This is a genomic window from Camelimonas sp. ID_303_24 (assembly GCF_053543495.1).
Genome location: NZ_JBLLJM010000023.1, coordinates 1 through 25,566, shown reverse-complemented (window position 1 = coordinate 25,566; position 25,566 = coordinate 1). Strand labels below are relative to the sequence as shown.

Genomic DNA, 25,566 nt, shown 5'->3' with positions numbered 1-25,566 from the left:
TGTTTGTACTCTATATGTTCCATGTATCATGTTCAATATTTGTTCTCAAGTTCATATTGCGTGTAAAGGCTTTTTCCGTCAGGCGAGATGACGCCCGGGCATCGTGCGGCTTACTGCGGGGCAGAGCGACGCAACGACGCGCGCCCGGTATGACGCCGGGTAAATTTCCGGCGTCATGCCTCTGGATTTTCACGCATGCTGCGCCGCTGCGCCTGGCTTTACTCCATCTGCGCCTTCACGGCCTCGATGAGTTGTTTGAGGCTGAAGGGCTTGGGCAGGAAAACGAACGCCTCCCCTTCCGGCAGGTTCTTGCGGAAGGCGTCTTCGGCATAGCCGGATACGAACACGATGCGCGCCTGAATATCGCGGGCGCGCAGTTCGCGCAGCAATGACGGCCCATCCATTTCAGGCATGACCACATCGGAGACGACGAGATCAACCGGCTCGCCCCGCTCTTCCAGCAGGCTGATCGCCTCGCGACCGGAGGCTGCCTCCAGCACCGTATAGCCGCGGGTTGACAGGGCGCGGGAAGCAAAGGCGCGCACGGCCTCTTCATCTTCCACCAGCAGGATAACGCCGCGCCCGGTAAGGTCGGCGGCGGGCTGCCGGGCGACAACCGCGCCTTCAGCCTTCACCGGCGGCTCTTCCGCCACATGGCGCGGCAGGAAGATGCGGAAGGTCGTGCCCTTGCCCAGTTCGCTGTCGCACAGGATGAAGCCGTCCGTCTGCTTGACGATGCCATACACGGTCGACAGGCCGAGGCCCGTGCCCTTGCCTACTTCCTTGGTCGTGAAGAAGGGCTCGAAGATCTGGACCATGACTTCCGGGGGCATGCCAACGCCGGTATCGCTCACCTCAATCATCACGTAGTCGGCCGCCGGCATGCTGTCATCGTAGCGCCGGGCTTCCGTCGCCGTGACATTGCTGGTGCGGATCGACACCTTGCCGCCTTCCGGCATGGCGTCTCGCGCGTTGACCGACAGGTTCATGATGACCTGTTCAAACTGGTTGATGTCGGCCTTTACTGGCCAGATATCGCGCCCGTGATGCACGTCGAGGTCGACGCGCTCGCCCAGCAGCCGCTTGAGCAGCAGGGAAACGTCCGCCAGCACGTCGCCTACCTGCATGACCTGTGGCCGCAGCGTCTGGCGGCGCGAGAACGCCAGCAGATGCCGCACCAGCGCCGCGGCGCGGTTGGCGTTGCCCTTGATCTGCATGATGTCCTGGAAGGACGGGTCTGTCGGGCGATGCTTGGCCAGCAGCAGGTCGCTGAAACCAATGATGGCCTGCAGCACGTTATTGAAGTCATGCGCCACGCCGCCGGCGAGCTGGCCGACCGCGTTCATTTTCTGGGCCTGGGCAAACTGCGCCTCAAGGGCGCGCTGCTCGGTGGTGTCCAGCGCATAGATGATCGCCGCTTCGCCCTCGCCTTCGGCATCGTCGACGCTGCTCACATAGAACCGCGCGGACCTGCCCCCGTCGCCGGCGATCTGCGCGTCAAACGGCGCCACGTCTTCCTGACGCGCGGCTGCCCGCAGCGCCGCTTCAAGCTGCGGCGCGTCCTTTTCCGCCACCACGCCGGCAACGCCGCCGGCCACAACCTCGGCTGGAAACAGTCGCGAGAACGAAGCGTTGCTCTGCAATATGGAGCCGTCGCCAGCAATGGTGGCGATTGCCACGGGGGTGTTGTTGAAGAAGCGGGCGAAGCGAACTTCCGCCTGGCGTTGCGCCTCTGACGTCTCGCCGGTGGACGGGCGGCCGGAGGAGCGGTTGAGCACCAGCGTGCGCGACGACAGGCGCCGCCCGTTTGCATCGACCGGCGTGCGGTGCATCACCCGCACCGGCAGGATATGGCCGTCGCGCCGGCGCAGATCGAGATCGAGCGTTTCGGTCCCGCCGCCCCCATCTCCCGCCGTCGGCGCAGCCAGCAATTGCGCGGAGGCGCCCCGGGCCACGATATCGTCCAGCCGGGCGCCGCCGGCGCCGGCGCTGGCGAGGTCAATCCCCAGCCAGCCGGCCAGCGTGGCGTTCATGTAGCCAATGTCGCCATCGCCTTCGATGGAGAGGAAGCCAGCCGGCGCCTGATCGAGAAAATCAATGGCGTGCTGCAGCTCCTGGAACATCCGCTCCTGACGGTCGCGGTCAGCGGTGACATCGGTCACTGTCCACAGCAAAGGCGCCTTGCGGCCGGTCCCAAGCATGCGAACCTCCACCCGTCGCCAGGATGCGACGGCACTGGAGGCCTGGGAAAAAGAGCCGGCCTCCCTGGCGAAGCTGGCGTCGTCGCCATTGCCGGAGGCGCCAAGAAATCTGAGTTCGTCATGGGCGACGCGCCCCTGTCGGGCGGTTTGCGCCAGCCGGTAAAGCGCCTCGCTGATCTCGGGCGCATGGCGCGATGCGCGCTCCAGCGAAGCCGGCTGATCGCCTCCGCCCCCGACCAGGGCGCGCCAGGCGTCGTTGCACCAGATCACGTCGCCATGGCTGTCCGCCACCGCATGGCCCGCTGGCGAACCATCGACGATGGCGCGGGCAAGCCGCGTTGGGCGCGAAACGCCGCGCGCCAGCTGAAAAAAGCCGACGGCAAAACCAAACAGGGCGAAAATGCCAACCACCGCGAGAACGGCGAGCAGGCCGATGACGAGCGAGCGCGCGTTCGTCGGGGCCAGGGTCGCCAGCCAGACAGCCGCGGCGATGAACGCCATGGAGAAAACCAGCAGGGGCAAGGCCATGCCATTGACCCGCCAGAAGTTCCGCCGTTCGTCTGGCGCACGCGCGCCAGACGCGCGCATGATATCGGCGTCCTGCGCGTCCGCCGCGGATTGCGCCATGTGCGTTCGGAACAGTGAACTGGTCATTGACGTCCTGACAATCGCTACAGCTGGAGACGGCCAGGCTGTCTCCCGGCCGCGCGCGTGGCGACGCGCCCCGCCGTCTGGCCGCGGCTGCCGCCGCGCCCGCTGCCAGAAGCAGGATCGCGGCCAAAATGGCAACGTCCCGGCGGCCATTCATGCGCAGTCTGCGCAACAGACGATGAGGCGCGCGACGCCTGAAGTTAATCCGTGCATTCACCTTAATCGAAGAAGCCTGCCGAAAGGTTCACGTTTTCTGCTTTCGCATTCGAATCCTGGTTGCCGGCCTGTCAACCGTCGATTAACCCTGATCATGAAAAACTGCGCCTCACGTATGTTGTCGCCGGACGGTTCGCCGGTTTGCGACAGCAACCGCCCGAGCAACCGATGTCCGGATCAGAGATGACAAACGCCGCGCAATTCCTGTTAGCCTTCATCATCATCCTTGTGGTGGTGATGATCCTCGCTTTCGTGCTGCGGCGCATCACGTCAGGTCGCAAGCGCGCCGCCGCCCAGGGGCCGCGATCGCGGCAACCCCGGCTGGGCGTCGTGGACGTCTATGATCTTGACGACCAGCGCCAGCTGGTGCTGGTGCGCCGCGACCATGTCGAGCATCTGGTGATGATCGGCGGCGCATCGGACGTGGTGATCGAAAGCGCCATCATTCGCGGCGAAGGGCGACGCAGCGCGCCGCCGGTCGCCAGTGATCCGGCGGACGCCTCCGAGGCGTCTGAAGCAGGTCGCGGCGAAACCCGCCCCGACGAGGCGCGGCCGCAGCCGCCGCGCGCGCCCGAGCCGCGCAGTGAAACCCGTCTGCCCAGCGTTGATCACCTGCTTCGTCAGGGCGCGCCAGGGGCGGCCCCGGCCCCGGCGCCAGCGCCGCTCACGCCAGCCACCACGCCGGCAACTCCTGCCCAGGCAGCAGCGCGGCCAACGCCAGCTGCGCCGCCAGTTGCCCCGTCGCCCGCCCCGTTCGCGCCAACCCCAGCTGCGCCTGCCACGGTTGCGCCTGTCCCGGTTGCGCCTGTCCAGGCCACGCCGGCTCCAGCCGCGCCGGCCCGGGCTCCATCAGCTCCGTCGATGACGCCCACCGCCGCCCGCCCCGCGCCCGCGCCGCAAGCCGCTTCTCCACAAGCTTCCGGGCCAGCAGCGCCAGAAGTCCGCGCTCCGGCGCCGCAGCCCGCCCCCGCCCCGCAGGGCCGCCCGGCCCCGGCAACCATCCAGCCTGCGGGCCAGCGACCGGCGGGCTCCATGGCGCCAGCTCCGGCCAGGCCGCCGGCAGGCCGGCCCGCCGCGCCTGGCTTCAATCCGCCTCCAGGGGTCCGGCCGCCGGCCAGTGGGCCCGCCGCTCCCGTTGCGGCCCGCGCCCAGGCGCAGCCCGCGGGTCAGACGCAGCCCGCAGGTCGCCCAGGCTTCGGCCCGGCGCCCACGACCGCGCCGTCTGGCCAGTCATCGGCGCCGCAGCGCCCAACCGCCCCCCAGGCGTCTGCCGCAACCCAGGCCACGCCCAGACCTGCGGCAACCAGCGAGACGCCAGCCGCCTCGGCGCCGTCCACCGCAACGCCGCCAGCCGCTGCGCCTGCCGGACGGACGGCCATTGATCCGCGCGTGCTGAATGATATGGAGCGGCAATTGCAGGATGCCCTGAACAATCCTGCGCCATCGGCATCGCCCCAGGCCGCCAAACCGGCTCCGGCTCCGGCCGCAACCGCATCAGCGCCGCCCCCTGTTGAGCCTGCGGCGGAAACCCCGGCGCCGCGCCCCATGAGCTCGCTGGCCTCCCTGCGTCTTGACCTCGCCGGCTTGCGCCCCACCTCATCGCGGCCGGCTCCGGCAAGCGAACCGGCGCCAGTGAATGCGCCGGCAGCAGAAGCTGCGGCAGCTCCCTCTCCAGCAGCGCCTGCGGCGCGTCCGCCCGAAACGCCGGCAGCCGAAAAGTCACCGCCGCCCTCCACGACGGCATCAGCCTCCGCTGCGCCGGTTTCAAAGGTTGACCTGCCAGACCTGTCGTTTGATTTCCCGGAGAGCAAGCCGGCTGCCGCCGCAGCGCCTGCCGCCGCCGCGACCAGGCCAGCGCAGACCAGCGCGCAGGCCGCCGCCCCTGCAGCGTCTGGCAAGACTGATGATAGCGCCGGCAACAAAGCCGATGAGAAACCAGCGCTCGATCCGCTGTCTCCCGAGGCGATCGAGGCCGAGTTCGCCCGGCTGCTGGGACGCTCGCCGCCCCGGAAGGGCTGAGGCCCCGCAAGCTGCGACCAAACAAAAAGGCCGGGTGAAAACCCGGCCTTTTTCATGCTCACAAGATATGTGCGGTCAGGCGGTTCAACCAGCATGGCGGCTGGTGGCGGCGTCGAAACCGGATATCACGCGCCCTGGCTGCCGTCGCGACAACGGCGAGGCGGTCATGGTCAAACCCGGCGCCAGCCCATCAGGCCTCGGCCTGTCAGGTCATGGATGCGCCAGCATCTTCGCGACCTGGCGTCAATCGTCCCGATGCACCCGCTCATTGCGCTCGTGGCGCTCCTGGGCTTCCAGCGACAGGGTCGCGATCGGGCGCGCCTCCAGCCGCTTCAGGGAGATCGGCTCGCCGGTCTCCTCACAATAGCCATAAGTGCCGTCTTCGATACGCTGCAGGGCGTCCTCGATCTTGGAGATCAGCTTGCGCTGCCGGTCGCGCGCCCGCAGCTCGATCGCCCGGTCCGTCTCGGAGGAAGCGCGGTCGGCCACATCCGGATGGTTCTCGTTTTCCTTTTGCAACGTCGCCAGGGTTTCCCGGCTCTCCCTCAGAATCTCGTCCTTCCAGTCGAGTAGCTTGCGCCGGAAATACTCTCTCTGGCGCTCACCCATGAACGGCTCGTTTTCGGATGGCCGGTATTCCGCGCTTATCGTTACGTTCGCCATAGCCGCTGTTCTCTCCTGGACCCGCGAGGAGCACATGGCCAGATCAAGGATCCGGCCCTCCCCGGGCTCATGCAGGGAGGCTGTATAGACGCTGCGTGACGTCGCGACAACGCATCCCTTTGCACGAGCGTCATAACAAATGACATTTTGACCAGTTCCCGTTGCCTGCCTTTGGTTTTCGGGAACCGCCAGCTGCGGCCCCTCCAACGGAGAAACAGCGTCAGATCCGTCCGCTCCTTTTCAGGGCCTGCGAATCGCCTCCGTTCGGGCTTCAGGAGGGCGGCGCGCCCAGCCCGTGCGATTTGGCGCGCCATTGCGCCATCGCGCCATCGCGGCAATGCGGAGGGCGCCTCTCCCGCATGAGCACTGCCACGGCAAGCCTGCACCAGGTGCGCCTCAGCCTGCCTGATCCGGGGGCCGCTGATTGACCAGGCGACCGGGCCTGCATGCGTCCAGGATCACCCGCCCGGCTTTGGCGACAATCCGGCGGCGACCGCGTCGGCCAGTTGTTCCGCCAGGGTTTTCCGGTAATGGGTTTCGTCGTGAAAATTGGCGGCCTGGTAATTGAAATCCCTGGCGCCGCCCCAATCCACGATCGTCACGCCGGGGCGCGCGCCGGCAATTTCATACAACGCCGCCTGGCATTGCCGCAGGGTCACATCGGCGCCGGAACCGGCGGCCGGTTGATGGCTGACATGGGTGGGCGGCCAGACCAGCGCCACGGACGCGCCGCCTGGCAAGGCATCCAGCATGCGCTTCAGCCTGGCGACGGCTGGAAAGATGTTTTCGGGATTGTCGCTGGCGGCCGGGCGCGGCGCGGGTGCGGCGCGCATCCGCTGCTGGGCTGCCTCCGCTTTGCTCATGCCCTCATAGAGGGGGGTGTAGTCCCAGTAGCCATCCGGGCGGGCCATGGCGACGGAGCCGCGCAACACGCCGAGACGGCGGGTGACATACTCCAGCGTCTGGTATCGCACGAGGCCGCGCAAATACTCCCCCGCGTCAGAAGCGTAGAGCCAGTAAGGAAACCTGTCGCCACGCTTTTGGCTGGCGCGGCACCACCATTCATCGAGGCCGATCACAATGGCCCTGGGCTCCGGATGGTGACGCAGGAAGCTTTCAAACACCAGCTCCGTTTCCGGCGGCGCCGCGCCCTGGATTGCCAGATTGACAAAGCGGCCGCCCGTCGCCGCATCGAGACGCGCCGGCTCCAGCATCTGGACGCGCGAATTGCCGAACACAGCCGAGTCGAAGCGCGGATCGCGGGCGCGGCTGGCGTTGACCTGCCACGGCGGCCCGGCCGCCATGCCTTGGGGGCCCAACGGCGTAAACCGCCCCGTGTCGTAGGGATCCAGCAGAATGACGCCGCCGATCGCCCCGGCGAGCGTCGCCGCCGCCGCGACGACGAGGATTACCGAGAAACGCCGCCAGCGCCCCGGATCGCGCGACGGCATCCCGCCGTCAGAACTGGAAGTAGATGAACTCATAGTTGGCATCGTCGCCGATCTTGAACAGGATGAGCGTGAACGCGATCGCCACAACGACGGCGAGCACGCGCGACGGCGGCGCCTTGTGGACCGCGACCCAGGCGGTTGGGCCAATGAGCGCAACCGCTGCGGCGATGGCAATGGCCCGCCATTTGAAGCCGGCGCCAATCGACGTCAGGCCGAGCATGCCCTCATAGATGCGCAACGCCGCGTCAAAGCTTCCGGCCCGGAACAGCACCCAGGTGAAGACCACGAACAGGAACGTCAGCAACCAGCCCAGCGTCGCCGGCATGGGCAGACCAGCCCGGCGCCACAACAGGCCAACGCCGAGCGCGAGGCCATGGGCGGCGCCCCACGCCACAAAGGTCATGCCCGCGCCATGCCAGAGGCCGCCGAGCGCCATGGTGATGAACAGCGCGCCCATTTGCAACGGCAGGCCGTGGCGGTTGCCGCCAAGCGGAATGTACAGATAGTCGCGCAGGAACCGCGACAGGGTCATGTGCCAGCGCCGCCAGAAATCCTGCAGCGACAGGGAGCGGTATGGCGTCTCGAAGTTCTGTGGCAGCACAACGCCGAACAGCAGCGCAATGCCCAGCGCCATGTCGGTGTATCCGGAAAAATCGAAATAAATCTGGAAGGTAAAGGCCAGCGTGGCCTGCCAGCCCTGGACAAGGGTGATGACGCCGCCGTTGGCCGCTTCCTGAAAAACCGGGTTCACATACGCCGCCAGCGGATCGCCAATCAGCACCTTCTTGGCAAGGCCGGCGCACAGCAGCAGCAGCCCGCGCGCGAAACGCTCCGCCGCGTCGGAGCGGGCATAGGGCCGACCGTCGAACTGGTGCAGGATCTCGCTCCAGCGCACCAGCGGACCCGCCAGAACCTGCGGGAAGAAGGCGATGTAAAGACCGTATTTTACCAGCCCGACCTGGGGCGCGCGGCCAGCGCGCAAGTCCACCAGATACATGACGTGGTGGAAGGTGAAGAATGAGATGCCAAGCGGCAAGGCATCGCCCGAGCCGAAAACATCGACGCCCTTCATGGTTATGCCGGGAATGAAACTGGCGAAAAAGCCGGCGTATTTGAACACGCCAAGCACTAGCAGATTGACGCAAATCGCCAAAGTGATCAGCCAGCCAAGACGCGCCTGGCAGAAAATGCGCGCCAACACCCAATTGAGCCCAATAGACGCCGCCAGCAGCGGCGCGAAACGCCAGTCCCAGTAACTGTAGAATGCGAAAGACAGCAACAGCAGCAACGGCAGGCGCCATTCCGGCCGGAAACGTTCGGCGAGCCAATGCACAAGCAGGGAAAACGGCAGGAACAGCAGCAGGAAAATGAACGAATTGAATAGCATTCCGGACGGATCTCCGGGGACCGGACACGCTCCGGAGCGATCGTGGGAACGATCACGCCGAACCGTGGGAGCCGGCCCCCACCATAGGCAACGGGCATGTTCCGCTTCGTGAGCGGAGCCAGATTCTTGCGCCGCGCGGGCGCACCATGCATGGCAGGGCTGGCGACGGCGTCCGCCCCCCCGCCAAAGGGAACGGCGTGCGCGCCTGGCCAGAAATGCCATTGGCAACACATTGGCTGTCTGGCGGAATTCACGAAGTTGACAGGCGCCCAGGGTGAAGAAGTGCGCGGCGCAAATGTCAAATCCGTCCAGCCAGGCCTTGGGCCTGCGTTGGCCGACATGGTGATGCGCCCGACCGGGCTGCCTGACGCATCCTGTTCACCAAAAGCAAAACCCGGGCTCCGGAACAGTCCCGACGCCTGCGGCAACGCCCTGGACAATCAGGGGGCCCGGGGGCGCACTCGCGGACGTCTCAGGCTCCCCTGACCCCAGCCGCGACCCCAGCTCCGGCTCAGCGCCACCCTGGCGCGGCGCCCGTCGCTGGATGGCTGGCGGGCTGGTCAAGGCGTTTGACGCGGGCCTCGATCCGGTCGAGCCGCATCAGGATGCCGCTGAGCCGGTCAGCGTCCATGCCAATGCTGTCCGCAGCGGCGCCCGTCGACCGGGCGATTTCGCGCGTCGCCTCAATCAGCGCCTGCATGTCATCTGCCTGGGCCGGGCGGACGGGCGCATGCGCTGCAGGACGCTCCACCGCCGGATGCGGCTGGCTGACGGGTCCGCTCGCCAGGGCGGGAGCGCCCGCCAGAATGGCCAGCCCGGCGACGGTCAACGTGCGACTGTTCATGCTCAACATGTAGTCACGTCCTGTCTGGGATACCGGCGGCTGGCGTCGCGACGCCGCGCCGGCCGGCTCGGGAAAACAGGGAAGCGTCGTCCGGCGCGACGGCCGGGCAACGCGAATCAGATGATACAGGCAACCCCGGCCCGTTCACAATGTCTGGAACGGCGCCAACGGCAGGCCGCTTGCCCCACCTTTCCCCGCCCTTCCCAAGCCGGATTTGCTGCCATGCTCCCGGCGCGAGCTTCGGCGCCCCGGCGCTTCCGGTGACATCTGCGTCACCCGAAACGCCGTCTCTCCGGCCTGGCGCATCCGCGGGCTGCTGGCGCGCGCCCTTCACGAAAAGTGGCGGCCACTTTTCCCGAACATGCGCTTGCCCTGAAACCGCGAAGCACGCGGCGCCTTCATCAGGGCGTCAGAACGGCGCGGCCGACAATGCGGCCAAGGCGCAGGTCCTCAAGCGTCGCCGCCACGTCCTTCAGCGGACGATGGATCAGCGGCACGGTGGGAACCTTGCCGGCCTTCACCAGGTCGATCAGCTCATGCAGTTCGGCGAGGCTGCCGACGAACGAGCCCTGCACGGTGGCCGCCTTGATCGGGAACATCGGCAGCGACCAGTTGGCCTGACCGCCGAACAGGCCAACGATGACCAGCTTGCCGCCCTTGCCGAGCGCATCGAAGCCCAGCGAAGTGGTGGCGGTGTTGCCGACCAGGTCGAGCGCGCCGCGCACACCGCCGCCAGCAGCGGCCATGATCTGCTTCACCGCGTCCGGCGCGGTGGGATCGATGGCGGCGATGGCGCCGGCTGCCACAGCGGCCTCGCGCTTGGCCGGGTCGATATCGACCACCACGGCGCCCTTCGCGTTCATCGCCTTCAGCAGGGTCAGGGCCATCAGGCCGAGGCCGCCAGCGCCGAGAATCAGGATCGGGTCGGTCGAGAGGAAGTCGCTGAACTTCTTCAGGGCGCTATAGGTGGTAAGGCCCGAGCAGGCGTACGGCGCCGCGACGTCGGGCGCGATGCCGGTGATGTCGAGCAGGTACTTCGGATCGGACACCACGATGTGGTCGGCATAGCCGCCGTCGCAGCTCACGCCCAGCGCCTTGGGCCGGTTGCACAGGTGCTCGTCGCCAGCGGCGCAGATGCTGCAATGTCCACAGCCAATCCACGGGAACACCAGGCGGGTTTCGCCAATCTTCACGCCCTCGGCCTCTGGCCCGACGGCGACCACTTCGCCGACAGTCTCGTGACCCATGGTCAGGGGCAGCGGGATGCCCCGCATCTGCATCTTGCGACCGCCGCCGAGGTCGTAGCTGCCTTCCCAGATGTGGATATCGCTATGGCAAACGCCCGAAGCTTTCACCTTCAACAGAACCTGCTTGCCCTCGGGGGTCGGCGTTTCGAGGTCCACCGTCTCGAGAGGCGCTCCAAATTCGGCCAGGCGATAACTTCTCATTGTGGATTTCCTCCCGATACAGAAACTGGTGGCGTATTCATGATGGCGAACGCACGTTTGGGCAAGCCTCTGGCCCGGCCCGCGCGCCAGGTTTTTCACGCGACTTTCGCCGCAACGGGCACAGTCCGCCATGCTTCGCCAGCGCGACATATTCCTGCAGGGCCGTTCGGGCCCGGCGTTTCCACTTTCGGGCGGCATGCATTAAATACACATATAAGGGATGCGGCGACGCAAGCGCGGCATCCAGGGCTGGCCCACCAGCCCCCGGGACAACCAGACTCCGGGACCACCGCGACAGGGGAATTGAGATGTTGCGCCTGATGTTGCTGCGTCATGCAAAAGCGGCCTGGCCCAGGGACGTGCCCGACCCGGAGCGGCCGCTGGCGGATCGTGGACGCAAGGCGGCGCCATTGATGGGCGCCTATATGGCGCGGGAGAACCTGCTGCCGGACCTCGCCATTGTCTCGACGGCAACCCGCACCCGCCAGACCTGGGACCTCGTTGGCGCCGAGATCGCCAGGGCCCTGCCCGGCGAAGCCACCCCGGTGGTGTATGAGCCCCGCATCTACGAGGCGCAGCTGGAGGACCTTCTCCATGTGATCCAGGATGATCACACGGTCGCGGACGGTCGCCCGGCGCGCTCACTGTTGCTGGTAGGCCACAATCCCGGCATGGAGGAACTGGCGCACATGCTGGTCAGCCATGGCGACCGTTACGCGTTCGCCCGCCTGTCGCAAAAATATCCCACCAGCGGCCTGGCGGTCATCGACTTCAATATCGGCTCCTGGGCGGAAGTGACGCCGCGCAGCGGCCGGCTTGACCGTTTCATCACGCCCCGCACGCTGGAAGGCATGGCGGAGGATCACGAGGACTGAAGCGTTTTGCGACAGTCAGCCCCTGTCGAGCGCCGGGGCGCCATGCCGAAGCTGGCGCGGCGCTGCTCAGAACAGTCCGGACAGTTCCTCCCCCGCTCTCCTGATGCGTCCGGATTGTCCAGACAACGCTGCAGCTGGCTCGCTGGCTACGTTCATGCGACCATTCCGGAAGCGAAGCTCGTCCTTTACCACGCCATAGCTTTCCGCCCCGCGGCTTTTCCGGATGCGCCCCTCCATCCGGAGCGCTGTCAGTTCCGAGCCTTCGTAGGGCGCGCCGCCGCCATCGTACTTTGCGATAATGCGCATCGTCGGGGACGGAACGGGCCCCTTGAATGCAATGACCTCAGAGTCGGGAAAGCGGGATGAGAGCTGGGCGGCAAGCGAGGATTTCCCGCCGTCGCCGGCGTAACAACACATCAGGCGCAACTGGTTGAAGGGGCCGAACTGCTCCCGCATCTGGTCAACAACGTCGACCAGGTCGTCCAGCCTGACCTTGAGTCCCTCCATGCCGACGCCAGGCGACGCCCCCGCCGGACCGGCGGGATCGCCGCCGTGGGCGGTGAGGGTCAAAATGCCCCCTTCCTCCCCCATGCGATAGAAGCTGCTCCATGACCTGTCAGCCGCGATCATCATCCTGCCGCTCAACTGCGCGCCTGGCGTCATGAGATGCGCGAAGATATGTTCGTGGGCCCGACTGGACATGGTCTTCCCGAACATGGCGTCAACCAGCTGATAATGAAGATCCAGTCCCATCACCGGCCCCTCCCATGGCGGTTGATGCGCCCGGCGTCGCCGCGCGCATGGGCTACTCTATGGAAAACCTTCCGGCGCACACCGTTCAGGAGCGGTCATCTGGCCTGCGACGGCTGTTCATGACCGCAAACACGTTGCTGGCGCAAAAGCGCAACCTATATGGTGTGGGATGCCGGGATCCGGACAGGAGGGCGCTGACAGGAATTCGGCGTTTTCCTTGCGACGCACGCGTTAGTTTCAGACGACAGGCAGGGGCCCTGCCAAATTCGGGAGTTTCCGGACACCGGTGAAATCCTGTCTGGCGCTAAAGAATTCTTTGCTTCACATGTATTCACCTATTCATGTGAACGTCTCCAGGGAGCGTTGCATTTGAGCGGAAGCGGAACAGTTTTCACCCAGGCCTATGACGCGATCCGCAACGCCGCGGATTTTGCCCTCAGCGCCATCCAGCCGGGCGTCCGGCTGGGGGTCACCGGCCTTTCCCGCTCTGGCAAGACCGTTTTCACCACAGCCATGGTGCACCACCTGCTGGAGGTGACGCCGATGCCGGTGTTTCGCGCCGCCGCCGAGGGGCGCATTCGCCGGGCGCGACTGGCGCACCAGCCGGACGACGACGTGCCGCGCTTCCCTTATGAGACCTATCTGGAGGCCCTGACCGGGCCGGAGCGGCGCTGGCCGCAATCCACCAACCGCATCGCCGAGTTGCGCATCGCCATCGACTACGAGCGCGCCAGCGGCTGGCGCAAGGGACCGGCGACGCTCAACCTGGACGTGGTGGACTACCCCGGCGAGTGGCTGACCGACCTTGCCCTGCTGGAGGAGAGCTACGCCGACTGGGCGCGCGAGACCATCGCCGCCGCCCGCCGGCCGGACCGTGCGGGCATCGCGGGGGCCTGGCTGGCGGCGCTGGCCGAAACCGACGCTGGCGGGCCGGCAGATGAGGCGCTGGCGGAGCGCGTGGCGGACGCCTTCAAGGCCTATCTCGCCGCGCTGCGCGCCGGGCCGGAAGCGGTGGCCACCACGCCGCCCGGGCGCTTCCTGATGCCAGGCGACCTCGCCGGTTCGCCCGCCCTCACCTTCGCGCCGCTTGACCTGAAAGGCGCGGCGGCGGCGCCCGATACGATGGCGGCGCTGATGGAGCGGCGGTTCGAGGCCTACAAGAACCGCGTCGTCGGGCCGTTCTTCCGTGAGCACTTCGCCCGGCTGGACCGGCAACTGGTGCTGGTGGACGTGCTGGCGGCGCTGGACCACGGCCCGGCGGCGCTGGCCGAGCTGGAAACCGCCATCGACCGGGTGCTGCTGGCGTTCCGCGCCGGGCGCAATTCACTGGGTTCGCGGATTTTCATGCCGCGCATCGACCGGGTGCTGTTCGCCGCCACCAAGGCGGACCACCTGCACCAGTCCGGCCATGCCCGGCTGGACGCCATTTTGCGGCTGCTGGTGGATCGGGCCATCCGGCGCAGCGAGGGCGCGGGCGCGCGGGTCGGCACGGTGGCGCTGGCCTCGGTGCGCGCAACCCGCGAGGCCATGGTGCGCGAGAATGGCGTGAAGCTGCCAGCCATCGTCGGCACGCCGGAAGCCGGCGAAACCATCGACGGCCAGGCGTTCGACGGCCTGACTGAAGCGGCGATATTCCCGGGCGAGCTTCCCGAGCGGCCGGAAGCGGTGTTTGAGGGGGCGGTCGCGCCCGGTTCGTTACGGTTCCCGCGCTTCAGGCCGCCGGCGCCGGTTCTGGACGCGGCGGGCCGCATGCACGCCCTGCCCCACATCCGCCTCGACCGTGCGCTGGAATTCCTGCTCGCCGACCGTCTGGCCTGAGAACCTGTTCCCAACAAGGAGCGCAAGCTGCCAATGGGCAACCGCCAATGAGCAACCGGCCCCGCGCCTTCCGCCTCGACAGCGCCGATGTCGCCGCCGTGCCGGCGGACATGAATCAGGCGCCCCAGCCGCAGGCGCGCATTGTCGTGGCCGAAGAGCCCGGCGAGATCATCGACGCCCCGGTCACGGTGACCGGGCCGCCCCGGCGCCGGCTGACGCCATGGGTTGGCATGCTGCTGTCGGCCCTCGGCGGCCTGACGGTGTTCGGCATCGGCCTGTGGATCGACAGCCTGGCGCGGCGGCTGTTCGAGATCAGCCCTGGCCTTGGCTGGGCGGCGGTCGCCCTGGCGGCGCTGGCCGGCCTCGCCCTGTTCGGCCTGCTGGCCCGCGAGACCCTCGGCGTGCTGCGCGAGCGCAAGATCGAGCGGCTGCGGCGGGCCGCCAGCGACGCGCACGCCATCAATAGCGACCGCGACGCCAGGGCGGTCGTGAAGGATCTGGACGCGCTTTACGCGAAGCGCGCGGACACGGCGCGGGCGCGGACAGCGTTGGCCGAAATTGATGACACGATTATCGACGCCCAGGACCGCCTGGCCATCGCCGAACGGGAACTGATGGCGCCGCTCGATCGCCAGGCCCGCCAGGCGGTGGCGCGCGCGGCGAAACAGGTGTCGCTGGTGACGGCGGTGAGCCCGCGCGCCATCGTCGACGTGGGATTCGTGCTCTACGCGTCGTTCACTCTGGTGCGCCGGATCGCGGCGATTTATGGCGGGCGGCCGGGATTTTTTGGCTTCCTGCGTCTGGCGCGCAATGTGGCGGCGCATCTGGCGGTCACCGGCGGCATGGCGGCTGGCGATGGCCTGGTGCAGCAGGCCATGGGCCTTGGGCTGGCGGCCAAGGTTTCGGCCCGTCTTGGCGAAGGCGTACTGAACGGCATGCTCACCGCCCGCGTTGGCCTCGCCGCCATCGACGCCTGCCGTCCGATGCCGTTCCACGCCCTGCCGGCGCCGACCTTCGCCGAAGTCGCCGGCCATCTGTTCGACAGCAGCGACAAAAGCGGCTGAAGACCGCGCCGCCAGGCCGGGTATATCCCGGCCCCGCGCCGGAACACGCGCGATCCGACACGCGGCAGAAACCGTCAGCCCACAGAAAATATAATGATGAAAACGCGCGCATACGTGCGCGCGCATACGCGCGTGGACGTGTGGCGCGTTGAATTACGTCATTGCCTCCCCTGCAAATTCCGCCGAACCCTGCATGGAATTCAAGTAATGTTCAGGCTTGCCGGGCCTGCCCCATATCAGGACAGATCGCCTGGCGACGCGACCTCCGGGATTGACTGGCGCCAGGCCCATCTTCGCGGGGCGCAAAGCTGAAACTGTTGCAACCTTGACCTGACCGTGGGCCTCGCTGCGCTTTCTCCATCGGCTTCCCGAACAACGTCCCCGATGCCGGGTCACGGAGATGCTGCGTCATCTGTGACCTCAAGAACGCAAACCCCGGCTGGACTTCACCCGCCCCCGGATACGTCCGGACTCATCGGCGCTGGACATGCGCGACCGCGCCCGACGCGGCCTCCGTGCGATGCGCGCCGGCGGCGCAGGGGCCATGCGCGTCTTTTGCCGCCCCACAACACTCTGCTCTTGAGAAAAATATTCTTTACTTGAAAATACCATGTCCCATCCAGGCCGCGCCCGACGCCCCCACCAGCCGGCGGCGACTGCACCTCCGCGAGCTGACAAAAAGAACGTTGCCAAACTGGCCATAGCTTCCATTTAAATAATGAGAAATCTACAAATTTGCATATTTTATCAATATAAATTCCAAATATTTCACATAGCCGGCACTTAGAATTAATAAAAATTATGACATTCCTATAGAAATTTATCCAATTTTCCAAATTTTTTGCTCCATTTCATAGCTATATTGTCCACAATTGGCGACGTAACTACTTCGCCACACTAAAAATTTCAGTCGCGAATCTGTCAAGAATCGCTCCAGTCAGCAATTGACCGACAAAGTGGTCCGAAATAACAGCCGCATCGAAATATTAATCTTCTCGATTCTGGCATTTAATTGTTTGTTCGGACAACATTATGAACATTAAATACTATATTTTTAAGATTATCTCGACGTGGGTGGCCCTTTGCGCCGTTCTGCACCCCACGCTGGCAACGGCTGCGCCGCCACCGCCGCCGCCACCGCCGCCGCAAGGTCTGCTGGGCAATTCCGCCCCCCCCGCGCCTGCCAGACCAGCGATGAACAAGGGCCTCCTTGACGACATCAGCAAGGGGACAAGGCTGAGGAAAGTCCCGGCCGACCAGATCAACGACCGCTCTGCGAACGGCGTCGGAGATACGCCCGCCGGCCCGGCGCCGGCGCTCGCAGCGCCAGCGCCAGCGCCGGTCAAGCACCCGAAGCAGCCTGCCAAAACTGATTTCCAGGGCGATCTGGCGGCCGCAATCGCGAGAAAGGCCGCCAGCAAGCAACCGCAGAACGCGTCGGCGGGTGCGACGACAAACGCCGCACCAGTGAACGCCTCCCCGGCAAGCACTTCCCCAGTGGCAGCCCCGGCGGCCGTTCTTCCGGCTCCGGCGATCAACGCCGCCGCCCCGCCGCCTCCGCCTCCGCCGCCGACCCTGCTGAATCCATCACAACCGTCCGGAGCCGCATTGGGCGCGGCTGGCCCCGCGCAGCCGTCGCCGGAGGACATTCCGGCAGGGAGGGATGCCCTTCACGCCGCGATCAGAAGCCGCCCCAACCTCAAGCCGGTCAAGCCGGAGGACAGGAACGACCGCTCAGATGCGGCGAAGCCCGCACCAGGTGCGAAAGCCCCTGGCGGCGGCGGAGCCACCACCCTGCTCGACGCCATCAGGAACGTGTTCGCCGCGAAGGAGACTGGCGGGCGCCCGGTAGATCCCAAGCCGCATGCGGTCGCCCGCCAGGATTCGGTCAGCGAAGATGAAGAGGGTTCGGGAGCCAGCGAGGACGATTGGGCAGAGGATGCGGCCAGCTATGCGCCCCCACAACACCCTGTCGCGCCGGTTGCCGTCATTCCGCCGCCGCCCCCCACATCCCCAACGCGCAAAGCTCCGGATGTGAAGACAGAGCCCAAACCGGACGCGCCCGTGGCGAGCCCAGACATGGCCGCGACAATCCGGGACGGCCTCGACAAGCGGCGCGCCGCGTTCGCTGGCGAGGAGGAGGCCGCTGAGGAGCGCGACGACAGGCGCGCCCGGGAAGCCAGGCGGTCGCCTGCGCCAGCGCCCGAGGCCAGCACGGAAGAAGAGGTCATCCAGCGCCCTGCCAGCCTGGGCCTGGGCGGCGGCTCTCCTGTAGCCACGGCCCCCGTCTCGCCTGTTGCGGGAACGCCGGACTTCCCGCCCCCACCACTCCACATTCTGGCGCCGGCCAGCCCTGCCACGATCACGCCCGAGACGCCTGCGTCCGTTGTCCAGATGGCGGTGACCGAGCCTGTCGCCATCATTCGCGATGCGAATGGCAACGCGGTTGTTCGCCATGGTGACGGCGCAACGCACGACCACAACGGCTCCGTCACCCTGAAGTGCAACGACGGCGCCTGCATCGATGCCTGGAATCCGGGCAGCAACGTCATCATTCGCGGCGGCGCGGACCTCTCCGGCCAGGGCAACGCTGCGCCGCTCGTCATCGCGGACGATGGCGCCGCCATCGCGATTGACGGGCCAGTCACACTGGCAGCCGACGCTGACAACGTCCCGGTGATCGCGGCGTCCGGCGCAGCCGTGATCAACCTTGGCCCCACAACCATCTTCCTGCCCGCCGGGGGGCTCGACAATAATCCGGTCATCACCGCGGAAACGGGCGCCGCCATCACGGTTCATGGCAAGCTTGCGTTGCCGGCCACGCATGGCGAAATCGTTGTCCGCACGGCCGGGAATGGCTCCGTCGCCCTGGCAAACGCCGCTGGCGTCGCCAACGCCGGCATGCGCGGACAGATCCGCAGCACGTTGAAAGAGGACACCCCGCTCGTCGAGATCAGCGACGCGGGCCGCGTCACCATCCAGGGGCATGACATTGTCGCCGACGCCGGCGATCTGCAAGACGCCCAGAAGGGGGCCGTCGTCCGCTTCGGCAATGGCGGCGGCAGGCTCGCGCTGGACGCCAGCAACCTGCAACTGGAGAACGGCCGCGACGGTCACGCGCTCATCCACATCGATGACGCCGCCCGCAGCGCCAGCATCCTGGCGATAGACAGCACGCTTTCGGCGCCAGGCGACTCCATGCTGATCATGGCGGAGGCTGATGCAGCATTTGCCGGACGCCGCGTCACGCTGTCTGGCGATATCGTTGCCGATGCCCCCAACGCCGTCCCCGCCATGGATCTGACCCTCGCGGATCATTCGCGCTGGAAAGGTGATCTCGACTTCTACCAGGGGGCCGGGAATCTCACGCTTGCTGACAACAGCTTTTGGGAAGGCGATTTCCGGGTTTCAGGCTGGGAAAATACGGCGAGGCTTGCCACCTCCAGCTCATGGCTGGGTGACGCGCTCCTGATGAACGGATCCGAACTTTCGGTGACGCTCGCTGATCAGAGCCTCTGGCGCGGCGACACGAAGCCCGGCGCCATTTCCGTGTCCAACGTGAATCTCGCGACGCGGCTTTCCGGCGAGAGCGTCTGGGCCGGCGATATCGACGCCAACGACGCTGCGCGGATTCGCGTGACGCTTGAGAGCGGCTCCAGATGGCTCGGCCATATGCGCGTCACTGACAGCGCCGACATCGGGGTCAATCTCCACGACGGCAAATGGACTGGCGGCATTGAAGCGGCGGATAACGCCCGCGTTCAGGCCAACCTGCTGGGAATCAGCGCGTTTTCCGGCTTGCTCAATGTCGGCGACAAGGGGCTGATTGACGTAACCATGAACGAAGCCGCCAGCTGGAGTGGCGGCGTGATCGCGGCCAATGACGCGACCATCGCCATGCACATCAGCGGCAACGGCAGATTGGCTGGCGGCGTCGAGGCGGGCGACAATGCCCGCATCGCGATGAACCTGGCCGATGCCGGCGATTGGCATGGCGGCGTATGGGCCGACAAGGGCGCCGCCATCGCCGTGCGCCTCAACGACAAGGCCGTCTGGAAGGGCCAGATCGTCGCGCCGGAAGCGCGGGCGGTGGTCATCGCGCTGAACGACCGGAGCCGCTGGGAAGGTCAGGGTCGTGCGACCTCGATCGGCCTCCTCTCGCCGGACGCGCGCTGGGATCTGACCGGCAACACCCTTGTACGCGATCAGGTCCTGAACGCTGGCGTGATCAACCTGGCGCATACCCCCGGCGCCATTCTGCGAACGGAGACCTACAGCGGCGCCGACGGTCGCATCGCCATGGCCGTCAACCTTGACGACGCGAAGAACGGCATGGGCAACAGGCTGATCTTCACCCGGCGGGCTGAAGGGCGCACCACCCTTGACGTCGCCACCACGGGCATGGGCGGCCTGACGACCGGCGCCGGCCTGCCTGTGGTGATCGCCGCCAACGACCAGGCCATCTCCACGGACGACGCCTTTGTGCTGGCGGCTCCGGTAACGGCCGGCGCCCACGTCTATGCCCTGCGCAAGGGCGCCGACGCAGCGGCGGGAGCACGGGTGCAGAACAGCTGGCACCTGCGCTCGACGAAGCTCATCACCTCACCTGCCGCCCCCGGCGGTCCGGCCAACCCAAGCGCTCCGGTGAATCCAGGCGCCCCGGCGACCCCTGGTGTTCCGACTGCGCCCGGCAGCGGCGCTCACGCTCCGGTCGGCGCGACCTCGGCTTCGGTCGTGATCGGCTCCAGCTTCGGCCCGGACGCCATTCCGGCCCAGGCGACGGCCCAGGGCCATGAGTTGCCCATGTACCGGGCGGAGACGCCGCTCTACGGCGCTGTTCCCGATCTGGCCCGCACCCTGTCCATGCTCACCGCGGGAAGCCGTGAAGACCGTCTCGGCGCCGTGCGTTCGGGCAATGGCGATCGCGCGGACGAGGAAGAAGCAACCAGCGAAGCCTGGATCGGCGCCTGGGCGCGCGCGCTGGGCGGCTCCCTGACCGAAGGCGCCAGCCTGTCGCAGACGCCGTCCCTCAATGGCGCCTACGGCGGCTTCCAGGCCGGCGCCGACCTGCTCGGCTACAGCACCGGCTTCCATGAAGGCCGCTTCGGCGTGTTTGGCGGCCATGCCGCAGCTAACACCCGCATTCGCGGCTTTGCCGAGGGCGAGATCAACATGGCTGTCGGCTCGCTCGCGGTCGATGCGACCAGCGGCGGCGTCTACTGGACCCACACGGGCCCGGGCGGCGTGTATGTGGATGCCACCGTCAGCGGCTCCCTCTACGACGCGTCCGGCAAATCGGTGCGCGGCGGCAACGTCAATGTCACCGGCCATGGCGTGACGGTGACCGTGGAGACCGGAGCGCCGCTCCTGCTCGGCGGCGGCTTCACCCTGGAGCCCCAGGCGCAGGTCATCTGGCGCATGCTCGACCTGAAGTCGCAGCACGACGACTTCGCCCGGATCAACTACCGGACCCGAAACACCACGCGGGTGCGGTTTGGCGGCCGCCTCTCCTGGAGCGGCATGATCGGCAAGCTCGCCGTGAAGCCCTTCATCCAGGCCGGGCTGTGGCGCCAGACGGGCAAGGTGGATCGCGTCATCTACAACGGCGCAACCTCCATCCCCAGCGCCATCGCGACACGCGGCGTCGATCTGGACGCGGGCCTGGAGCTCGCCCCCAACAGCGCCCTGTCGATCTGGGCGTCGGCCGGCGGCAGCTTCGATCTTGACCGAGCGGGCGGACGGACCAACCGCCGCTCATGGCGCGGCAAGACCGGCCTTCGTTACCAGTGGTGACAACGGCAGCCCGGACTGGGGGTCCGTAACCGGAGCCGCCCGGCGGACAGGATATTCCTGTCCGCCGGCGTCCCGGGCGAACGCAATTGCCGCCAGGCCACATCGCGCAGACCCGTCGTCATGCGCCCCGCGCCGGGGTCATCCGGCGCGACCACCGCGCAACCGCGACGCCAGTACAGAATACAAAAACAACAATATCCATCGCGGCGCGAACAGCCTGAATACATTCATATTTTCAGATATTTTATGTAATTTTGAGAAACTCACATGTCGCGCACATATATTTTTACGGCATCACTCGCCGCGATTTCCATGGCGCTCATGGCCTCATCCCAGGTCCATGGCGGCGTCAGCAAGAACAAGCCACACACCCCCGTTGCGCATGAAAAGGTCGCCAGAAATGGCGCGCCGATCCAGCACAACAAGCCAGTCTATGACATCGGCTGCGGCGTCGGCCAGACCTGCATCAAGGTCGCCAATCCAGACGTGCGGGTGATCTTCTCCGGACACAGCAAGATCAACGCCACTTACAAGGGCGCCAGCCCCAGCCAGACCCCTGTGATCGGCGCGCGCAACGGCGGAAAGCTCAACATCCAGGGAATTCTCAACGTCAACGCCCCCGGCCACGCGGCGACAGCGCTGCTGGCCAGCGACGGCGCCGAGATCAATATTGACGGCCCGGCCGCCAGCATCAACTTCACTGGCGGCCAACGCGGGAACGCCGCCGGCCGGGCGGGCCTCGTGGCCGACAATGGCATGATCACGGCCCGTGGCCGGGTGTCCATCCATGGCGAGAAACCCGCGACAACGCTGCACGCCCTCAATGGCGGCTCCATCCAGTTGCATGGCGGCGGCAGGCTCACCGGCCAGGTAGACAGCAACGCCGCGATGATCCGCGTTGACCCGGGCAGCAGCATCACCCTGTCCGGCTTCGGGCGCGAGCGGAGCGCCGGCGAGCAATTCCCGGCGCCAGGCATCGACATTCAGGGCGCGGCGGCTGGCGATACGCCCACCGCCATAGCGACCATGTCGGCCATTGACGTGGCGGCGGGCGGCGAGTTGCTGATCAGGGACAGCTACGTCAAGGCGGATGCGTTGAACGGCGGCCAGATCACGCCGCTCTATCTTGGCGCATCGGGCGACGCGACCGGCAAGACGCCGGCGCAGGTGACAATCGACAACAGCCGGATCGTGGCCGAAGAGAACGGCGGCGCGGTGATGACCGTCGGCGCTGGCGGAGCCCATATCAAGGTGAAGGGCGCCTCCGAGCTCTACCCGATGTCGCCCCGGGAGGCGCGCCGCGTACTCAACAAGGGCATGCTGCTCCAGGCGGACGGACCAACCATTCTTGATGCGTCCGGCGCTGGCAATGCGCTGCTTTTCGGCAGGATCCAGACCAGCCGGGGCGATCTTGACGTCAAACTCGGCGGCGACGCCATGTGGTGGGGCGCGCTGCAGGCCGGGGGCGGCAATACAAGCGTCGCCCTGGACGGGAAGGCAGCCTGGGAAGGCGATCTGACCACCAGCAAGCATGCCCTGACCTCGGTCACGATTGCCGGGGATGCGCGATGGACCGGCCACCTGAGCCACGACGCTGACGCCCCCGCCGACATCCTCATCACCGACAAGGGTGAATGGGCGGGACAACTGACCGTCGCGCGCGACCGGAACGCCGTGGTCCAGCTCGACAGGAACGCCCTTTGGACGGGCAACGTGCTCGTCGCCGACGCCGCGAGTGCGGAAATCGAACTCAACCAGGCAAGCAAATGGCGCGGCGACGCACACGTCGCCAGCAACGGTCTCGCGAGCCTGGCGCTCAACGGCCGCAACCACTGGATGGGAGCCGCCATCAATGTTTCGAGCCTGCACGTGGGCTCGCTGGCGCGCTGGACCGTCGGCGGCGATTCCAGCATCAGCCACACCCTGGATAATTATGGCGCCATTGACTTCAGCGCCGACGCTCCCAGAACCCTCGCCGCCTCAATCTACAATGGCGAAGGCGGGAAAATCACGCTCAACGCCACTCTTGGGGATGACAATTCCCCGACGGACCGGCTGACCTTCGACACGCAGGCGTCCGGCTACACGTTCCTGCACGTCAACCGGCGGGGCCCTGGCGACATGACCACCGGCGCCGGAATTCCCGTTGTCGTGGCGACCAACCCGGGGGCCGCATCAACCGAGGGGGCTTTCGCGCTTGGCGAGCGCATCATGGAGGGTGCGTTCGAGTACCAGCTGGAGCGCGGGGTCCCAGGCAGCGCGGACCCGGCGGAACAGAACAGCTGGTATCTGCGCTCATCCCGTCCGCTCGCCGAACATGCGCAGGTCACACCCCCCGGCCACGCCCCGGCGCGCGCCGCGCATGCTTTCATCATGCCTGACGACGTGGGACAGCCAGCGCCGGGCGCCCGGTCTCCTGTCCTCACGCCGCCGCCACTCTCCATCCATTCGCAGGCAACCTCGCCTTCAGCAACGCCCACGCCATCACCGGCACATCCGGACGCCGGGTCGTTCTGGAAATCGCTGGAGGATCTGTATGTGGAGGCCGAGGCCGCTGCGGAGCGTCTGCGCACTCCTGTCGCGGGCATCGCCGATGCGCCGGTTCCCCCGCTGCTGAGCCCGGCCGACAGCGCGCGCCCCTCGTCCCCCCTGTCTCCCACAACGCCAACGGGAAGTTTGACGGACATCATCGCCGCCCTGCTGGACATCGCCAGGCCAGATTCGCCGCCCGTCGCGGCGCCGCGGACAATCCAGCCGCGCCCCAGGGACGTGATCGTCTCCGCCGCCTCCACCCCTGGCTCCTCCCCGCCAGCTTCGCCGATTGTGGAGCGTCCCACCGCCCTGCCCAACTTCCTTTGGCAACCGCCGACGCCAGCAGCAATCCCCGTGAGCCCGGCTGCGCCGCAGGTCATCACCATAGCGCCGATGACGCCTTCGCCGGTCGCAGCGCCGTCGCCAGTAGCATCCCCATCGCCTGCGCCAACGCCAGCGCCAAGGAATATCCGCTCTGCGCCGCCACTGCGGCCCGTGGCCGAGCCGTCCCCCGCTCCCGTGACGCCCACCGCCGTGACGCCGGTGATCCCCGCGCCGCAGCCAAAGCCGCTCCCGACCCCGGAGGCGACCGCCCAGCCTGACCCGGTTCAGGCTCCTGAACCCACCCCCGCGCCAGTCCCGGCTCCTGCGCCAGCCCCGGCTCCGGCTCCGGTTCCCGCGCCAGCTCCGGCTCCCGCGCCAGCTCCTGCGCCAGTACCTGCGCCCGCGCCGGTTCCTGCGCCCACCCCCGATCCTGCGCCAGCTCCTGCACCAGCCCCTGCACCCGCTCCGGCTCCTGAGCCTGCGCCCGCTCCGGCAACGAAGCCCGCGCCAGTGGCGCAGCCGGCCCCCGTCCGCGCCGCGCCATCCGCGATCCCCGTAACCCCATGGAACGGCAGGCTGCTCGTCCCCATGTTCCGCGCCGAGGTTCCCCTCTACGCCGCCATTCCCGACATCGCCCGCACCCTCTCGCTGGCCACCGCTGGATCCCGGCATGACCGGCACGGCGCATCCGTGCTCAGGGGCCTCGACGCCAAAGGCAAGTCCTTCACAGGAGCATGGGCCCGCGCCTTCGCCGGAGCCATCTCCGAAAAGGCAAGCTCCTCCCTCACCCCGGCGGTCAACGGCCAGTTCAGCGGCTTCCAGATCGGAGCCGACATCCTCGGCTACAGCACCTCATGGGGCCAGGGGCGCTTCGGCCTGTTCGGCGGCCATGCGTCCGCAAACTCCACCGTCCGCGGCTTCGCCGGCGGCAAGACCAATACCCACGTCGGCTCCCTCACGCTCGCCGCCACAAGCGCCGGAGCCTACTGGACCCACACCGGACCGGGCGGATGGTATCTCGACGCCACCGTCACCGGCTCCCGCTACGTCTCGGGCGGAAAGTCCACCAACGGCATCTCCCCCACCACCACAGGGCGCGGCCTCACCGTCTCGCTGGAGGCCGGCGCGCCCCTGCGCCTCGGCCACGGCTTCACATTCGAGCCCCAGATCCAGGCCGTCTGGCGCACCATGGCCATCGACCCGGCGAAGGACCGTTACGCCACCCTCACCTTCCGCACCCATGACGGCGTGCGCCTGCGCGCCGGCGGACGGCTCTCCTGGGAAGCAACCCTCGGCGACGTCACCCTGAAGCCCTACGTCCAGGCCAGCCTGTGGCGCGAGAATGGCGCGATCGACCGCACCGTCTACAACCACAGGACCACCATCGCCAGCGGCTCGGCCACGCGCGGAGCCGATGTCGATCTCGGCCTCGAGGCTGTCGTCTCCGACAGCTTCGCCATCTGGGCCTCAGCCGGCGTCACGCGCGATCTCAGGCGACCCGAAGGCAACGCCAACCGCAACGCATGG

General features: G+C 67.1%; 13 protein-coding genes. 6 read left to right on the top strand and 7 right to left on the bottom strand.

All coding sequences use genetic code 11. The features are described 5' to 3' along the window. Positions 1-218 precede the first annotated feature (218 nt). Positions 219-2,789, bottom strand: coding sequence for a cell cycle histidine kinase CckA (cckA, locus tag ACERNI_RS16045; protein WP_448834263.1), 2,571 nt, complete (start codon positions 2,787-2,789; stop codon positions 219-221). Between the two features lie 462 nt (positions 2,790-3,251). On the opposite strand from cckA, the gene ACERNI_RS16040 reads away from it, so the two are divergent. Continuing rightward, positions 3,252-5,087: a hypothetical protein gene (locus tag ACERNI_RS16040; protein ID WP_448834262.1), complete on the top strand. Its 1,836-nt coding sequence runs from the start codon at positions 3,252-3,254 to the stop codon at positions 5,085-5,087. A gap of 243 nt (positions 5,088-5,330) precedes the next feature. Here ACERNI_RS16040 and dksA read toward each other — a convergent pair whose 3' ends face one another. The 5 genes from dksA to ACERNI_RS16015 form a co-directional block, all read right to left on the bottom strand. After that, complete coding sequence (gene dksA / locus ACERNI_RS16035; protein ID WP_448834261.1) at positions 5,331-5,750, bottom strand: RNA polymerase-binding protein DksA; 420 nt, start codon at positions 5,748-5,750, stop codon at positions 5,331-5,333. 458 nt (positions 5,751-6,208) lie between these two features. Beyond that, the gene (locus ACERNI_RS16030; RefSeq protein ID WP_448834260.1) at positions 6,209-7,201 is read right to left on the bottom strand and encodes a hypothetical protein; all 993 of its coding nucleotides are present in this window, start codon (positions 7,199-7,201) and stop codon (positions 6,209-6,211) included. A 7-nt stretch (positions 7,202-7,208) separates the two neighbouring features. Beyond that, positions 7,209-8,588, bottom strand: coding sequence for an MBOAT family O-acyltransferase (locus tag ACERNI_RS16025; protein ID WP_448834259.1), 1,380 nt, complete (start codon positions 8,586-8,588; stop codon positions 7,209-7,211). A 511-nt stretch (positions 8,589-9,099) separates the two neighbouring features. After that, complete coding sequence (locus ACERNI_RS16020; protein WP_448834258.1) at positions 9,100-9,441, bottom strand: hypothetical protein; 342 nt, start codon at positions 9,439-9,441, stop codon at positions 9,100-9,102. Positions 9,442-9,833: 392 nt separating this feature from the next. Beyond that, complete coding sequence (locus ACERNI_RS16015) at positions 9,834-10,880, bottom strand: alcohol dehydrogenase (RefSeq protein ID WP_448834257.1); 1,047 nt, start codon at positions 10,878-10,880, stop codon at positions 9,834-9,836. A gap of 308 nt (positions 10,881-11,188) precedes the next feature. Here ACERNI_RS16015 and ACERNI_RS16010 point away from each other — a divergent pair, with 308 nt between their 5' ends. Next, positions 11,189-11,755 carry a SixA phosphatase family protein gene (locus tag ACERNI_RS16010; protein ID WP_448834256.1) on the top strand — a complete coding sequence of 189 codons (567 nt, stop codon included), beginning with the start codon at positions 11,189-11,191 and terminating at the stop codon, positions 11,753-11,755. 66 nt (positions 11,756-11,821) lie between these two features. Here the strand turns inward: ACERNI_RS16010 and ACERNI_RS16005 are convergent, their stop codons facing one another. After that, on the bottom strand, positions 11,822-12,508 hold the full coding sequence (locus ACERNI_RS16005) for a hypothetical protein (protein WP_448834255.1): 687 nt from the start codon (positions 12,506-12,508) through the stop codon (positions 11,822-11,824). Positions 12,509-12,919: 411 nt separating this feature from the next. Here ACERNI_RS16005 and ACERNI_RS16000 point away from each other — a divergent pair, with 411 nt between their 5' ends. The 4 genes from ACERNI_RS16000 to ACERNI_RS15985 all read left to right on the top strand — a co-directional run. Further along, positions 12,920-14,326, top strand: a complete 1,407-nt coding sequence (locus ACERNI_RS16000; RefSeq protein ID WP_448834317.1) for a YcjX family protein — start codon at positions 12,920-12,922, stop codon at positions 14,324-14,326. Positions 14,327-14,373: 47 nt separating this feature from the next. Next, entirely contained in the window at positions 14,374-15,390 is a 1,017-nt protein-coding gene (locus tag ACERNI_RS15995; RefSeq protein WP_448834254.1) for a YcjF family protein, read from the top strand. A gap of 1,608 nt (positions 15,391-16,998) precedes the next feature. Beyond that, a complete protein-coding gene (locus ACERNI_RS15990) occupies positions 16,999-21,183 on the top strand; it encodes an autotransporter outer membrane beta-barrel domain-containing protein (RefSeq protein ID WP_448834253.1) in 4,185 nt (1,394 codons plus the stop codon). 267 nt (positions 21,184-21,450) lie between these two features. Then, positions 21,451-25,566: autotransporter outer membrane beta-barrel domain-containing protein (locus ACERNI_RS15985; protein ID WP_448834252.1), on the top strand; the 4,116-nt coding region annotated here is incomplete at its 3' end.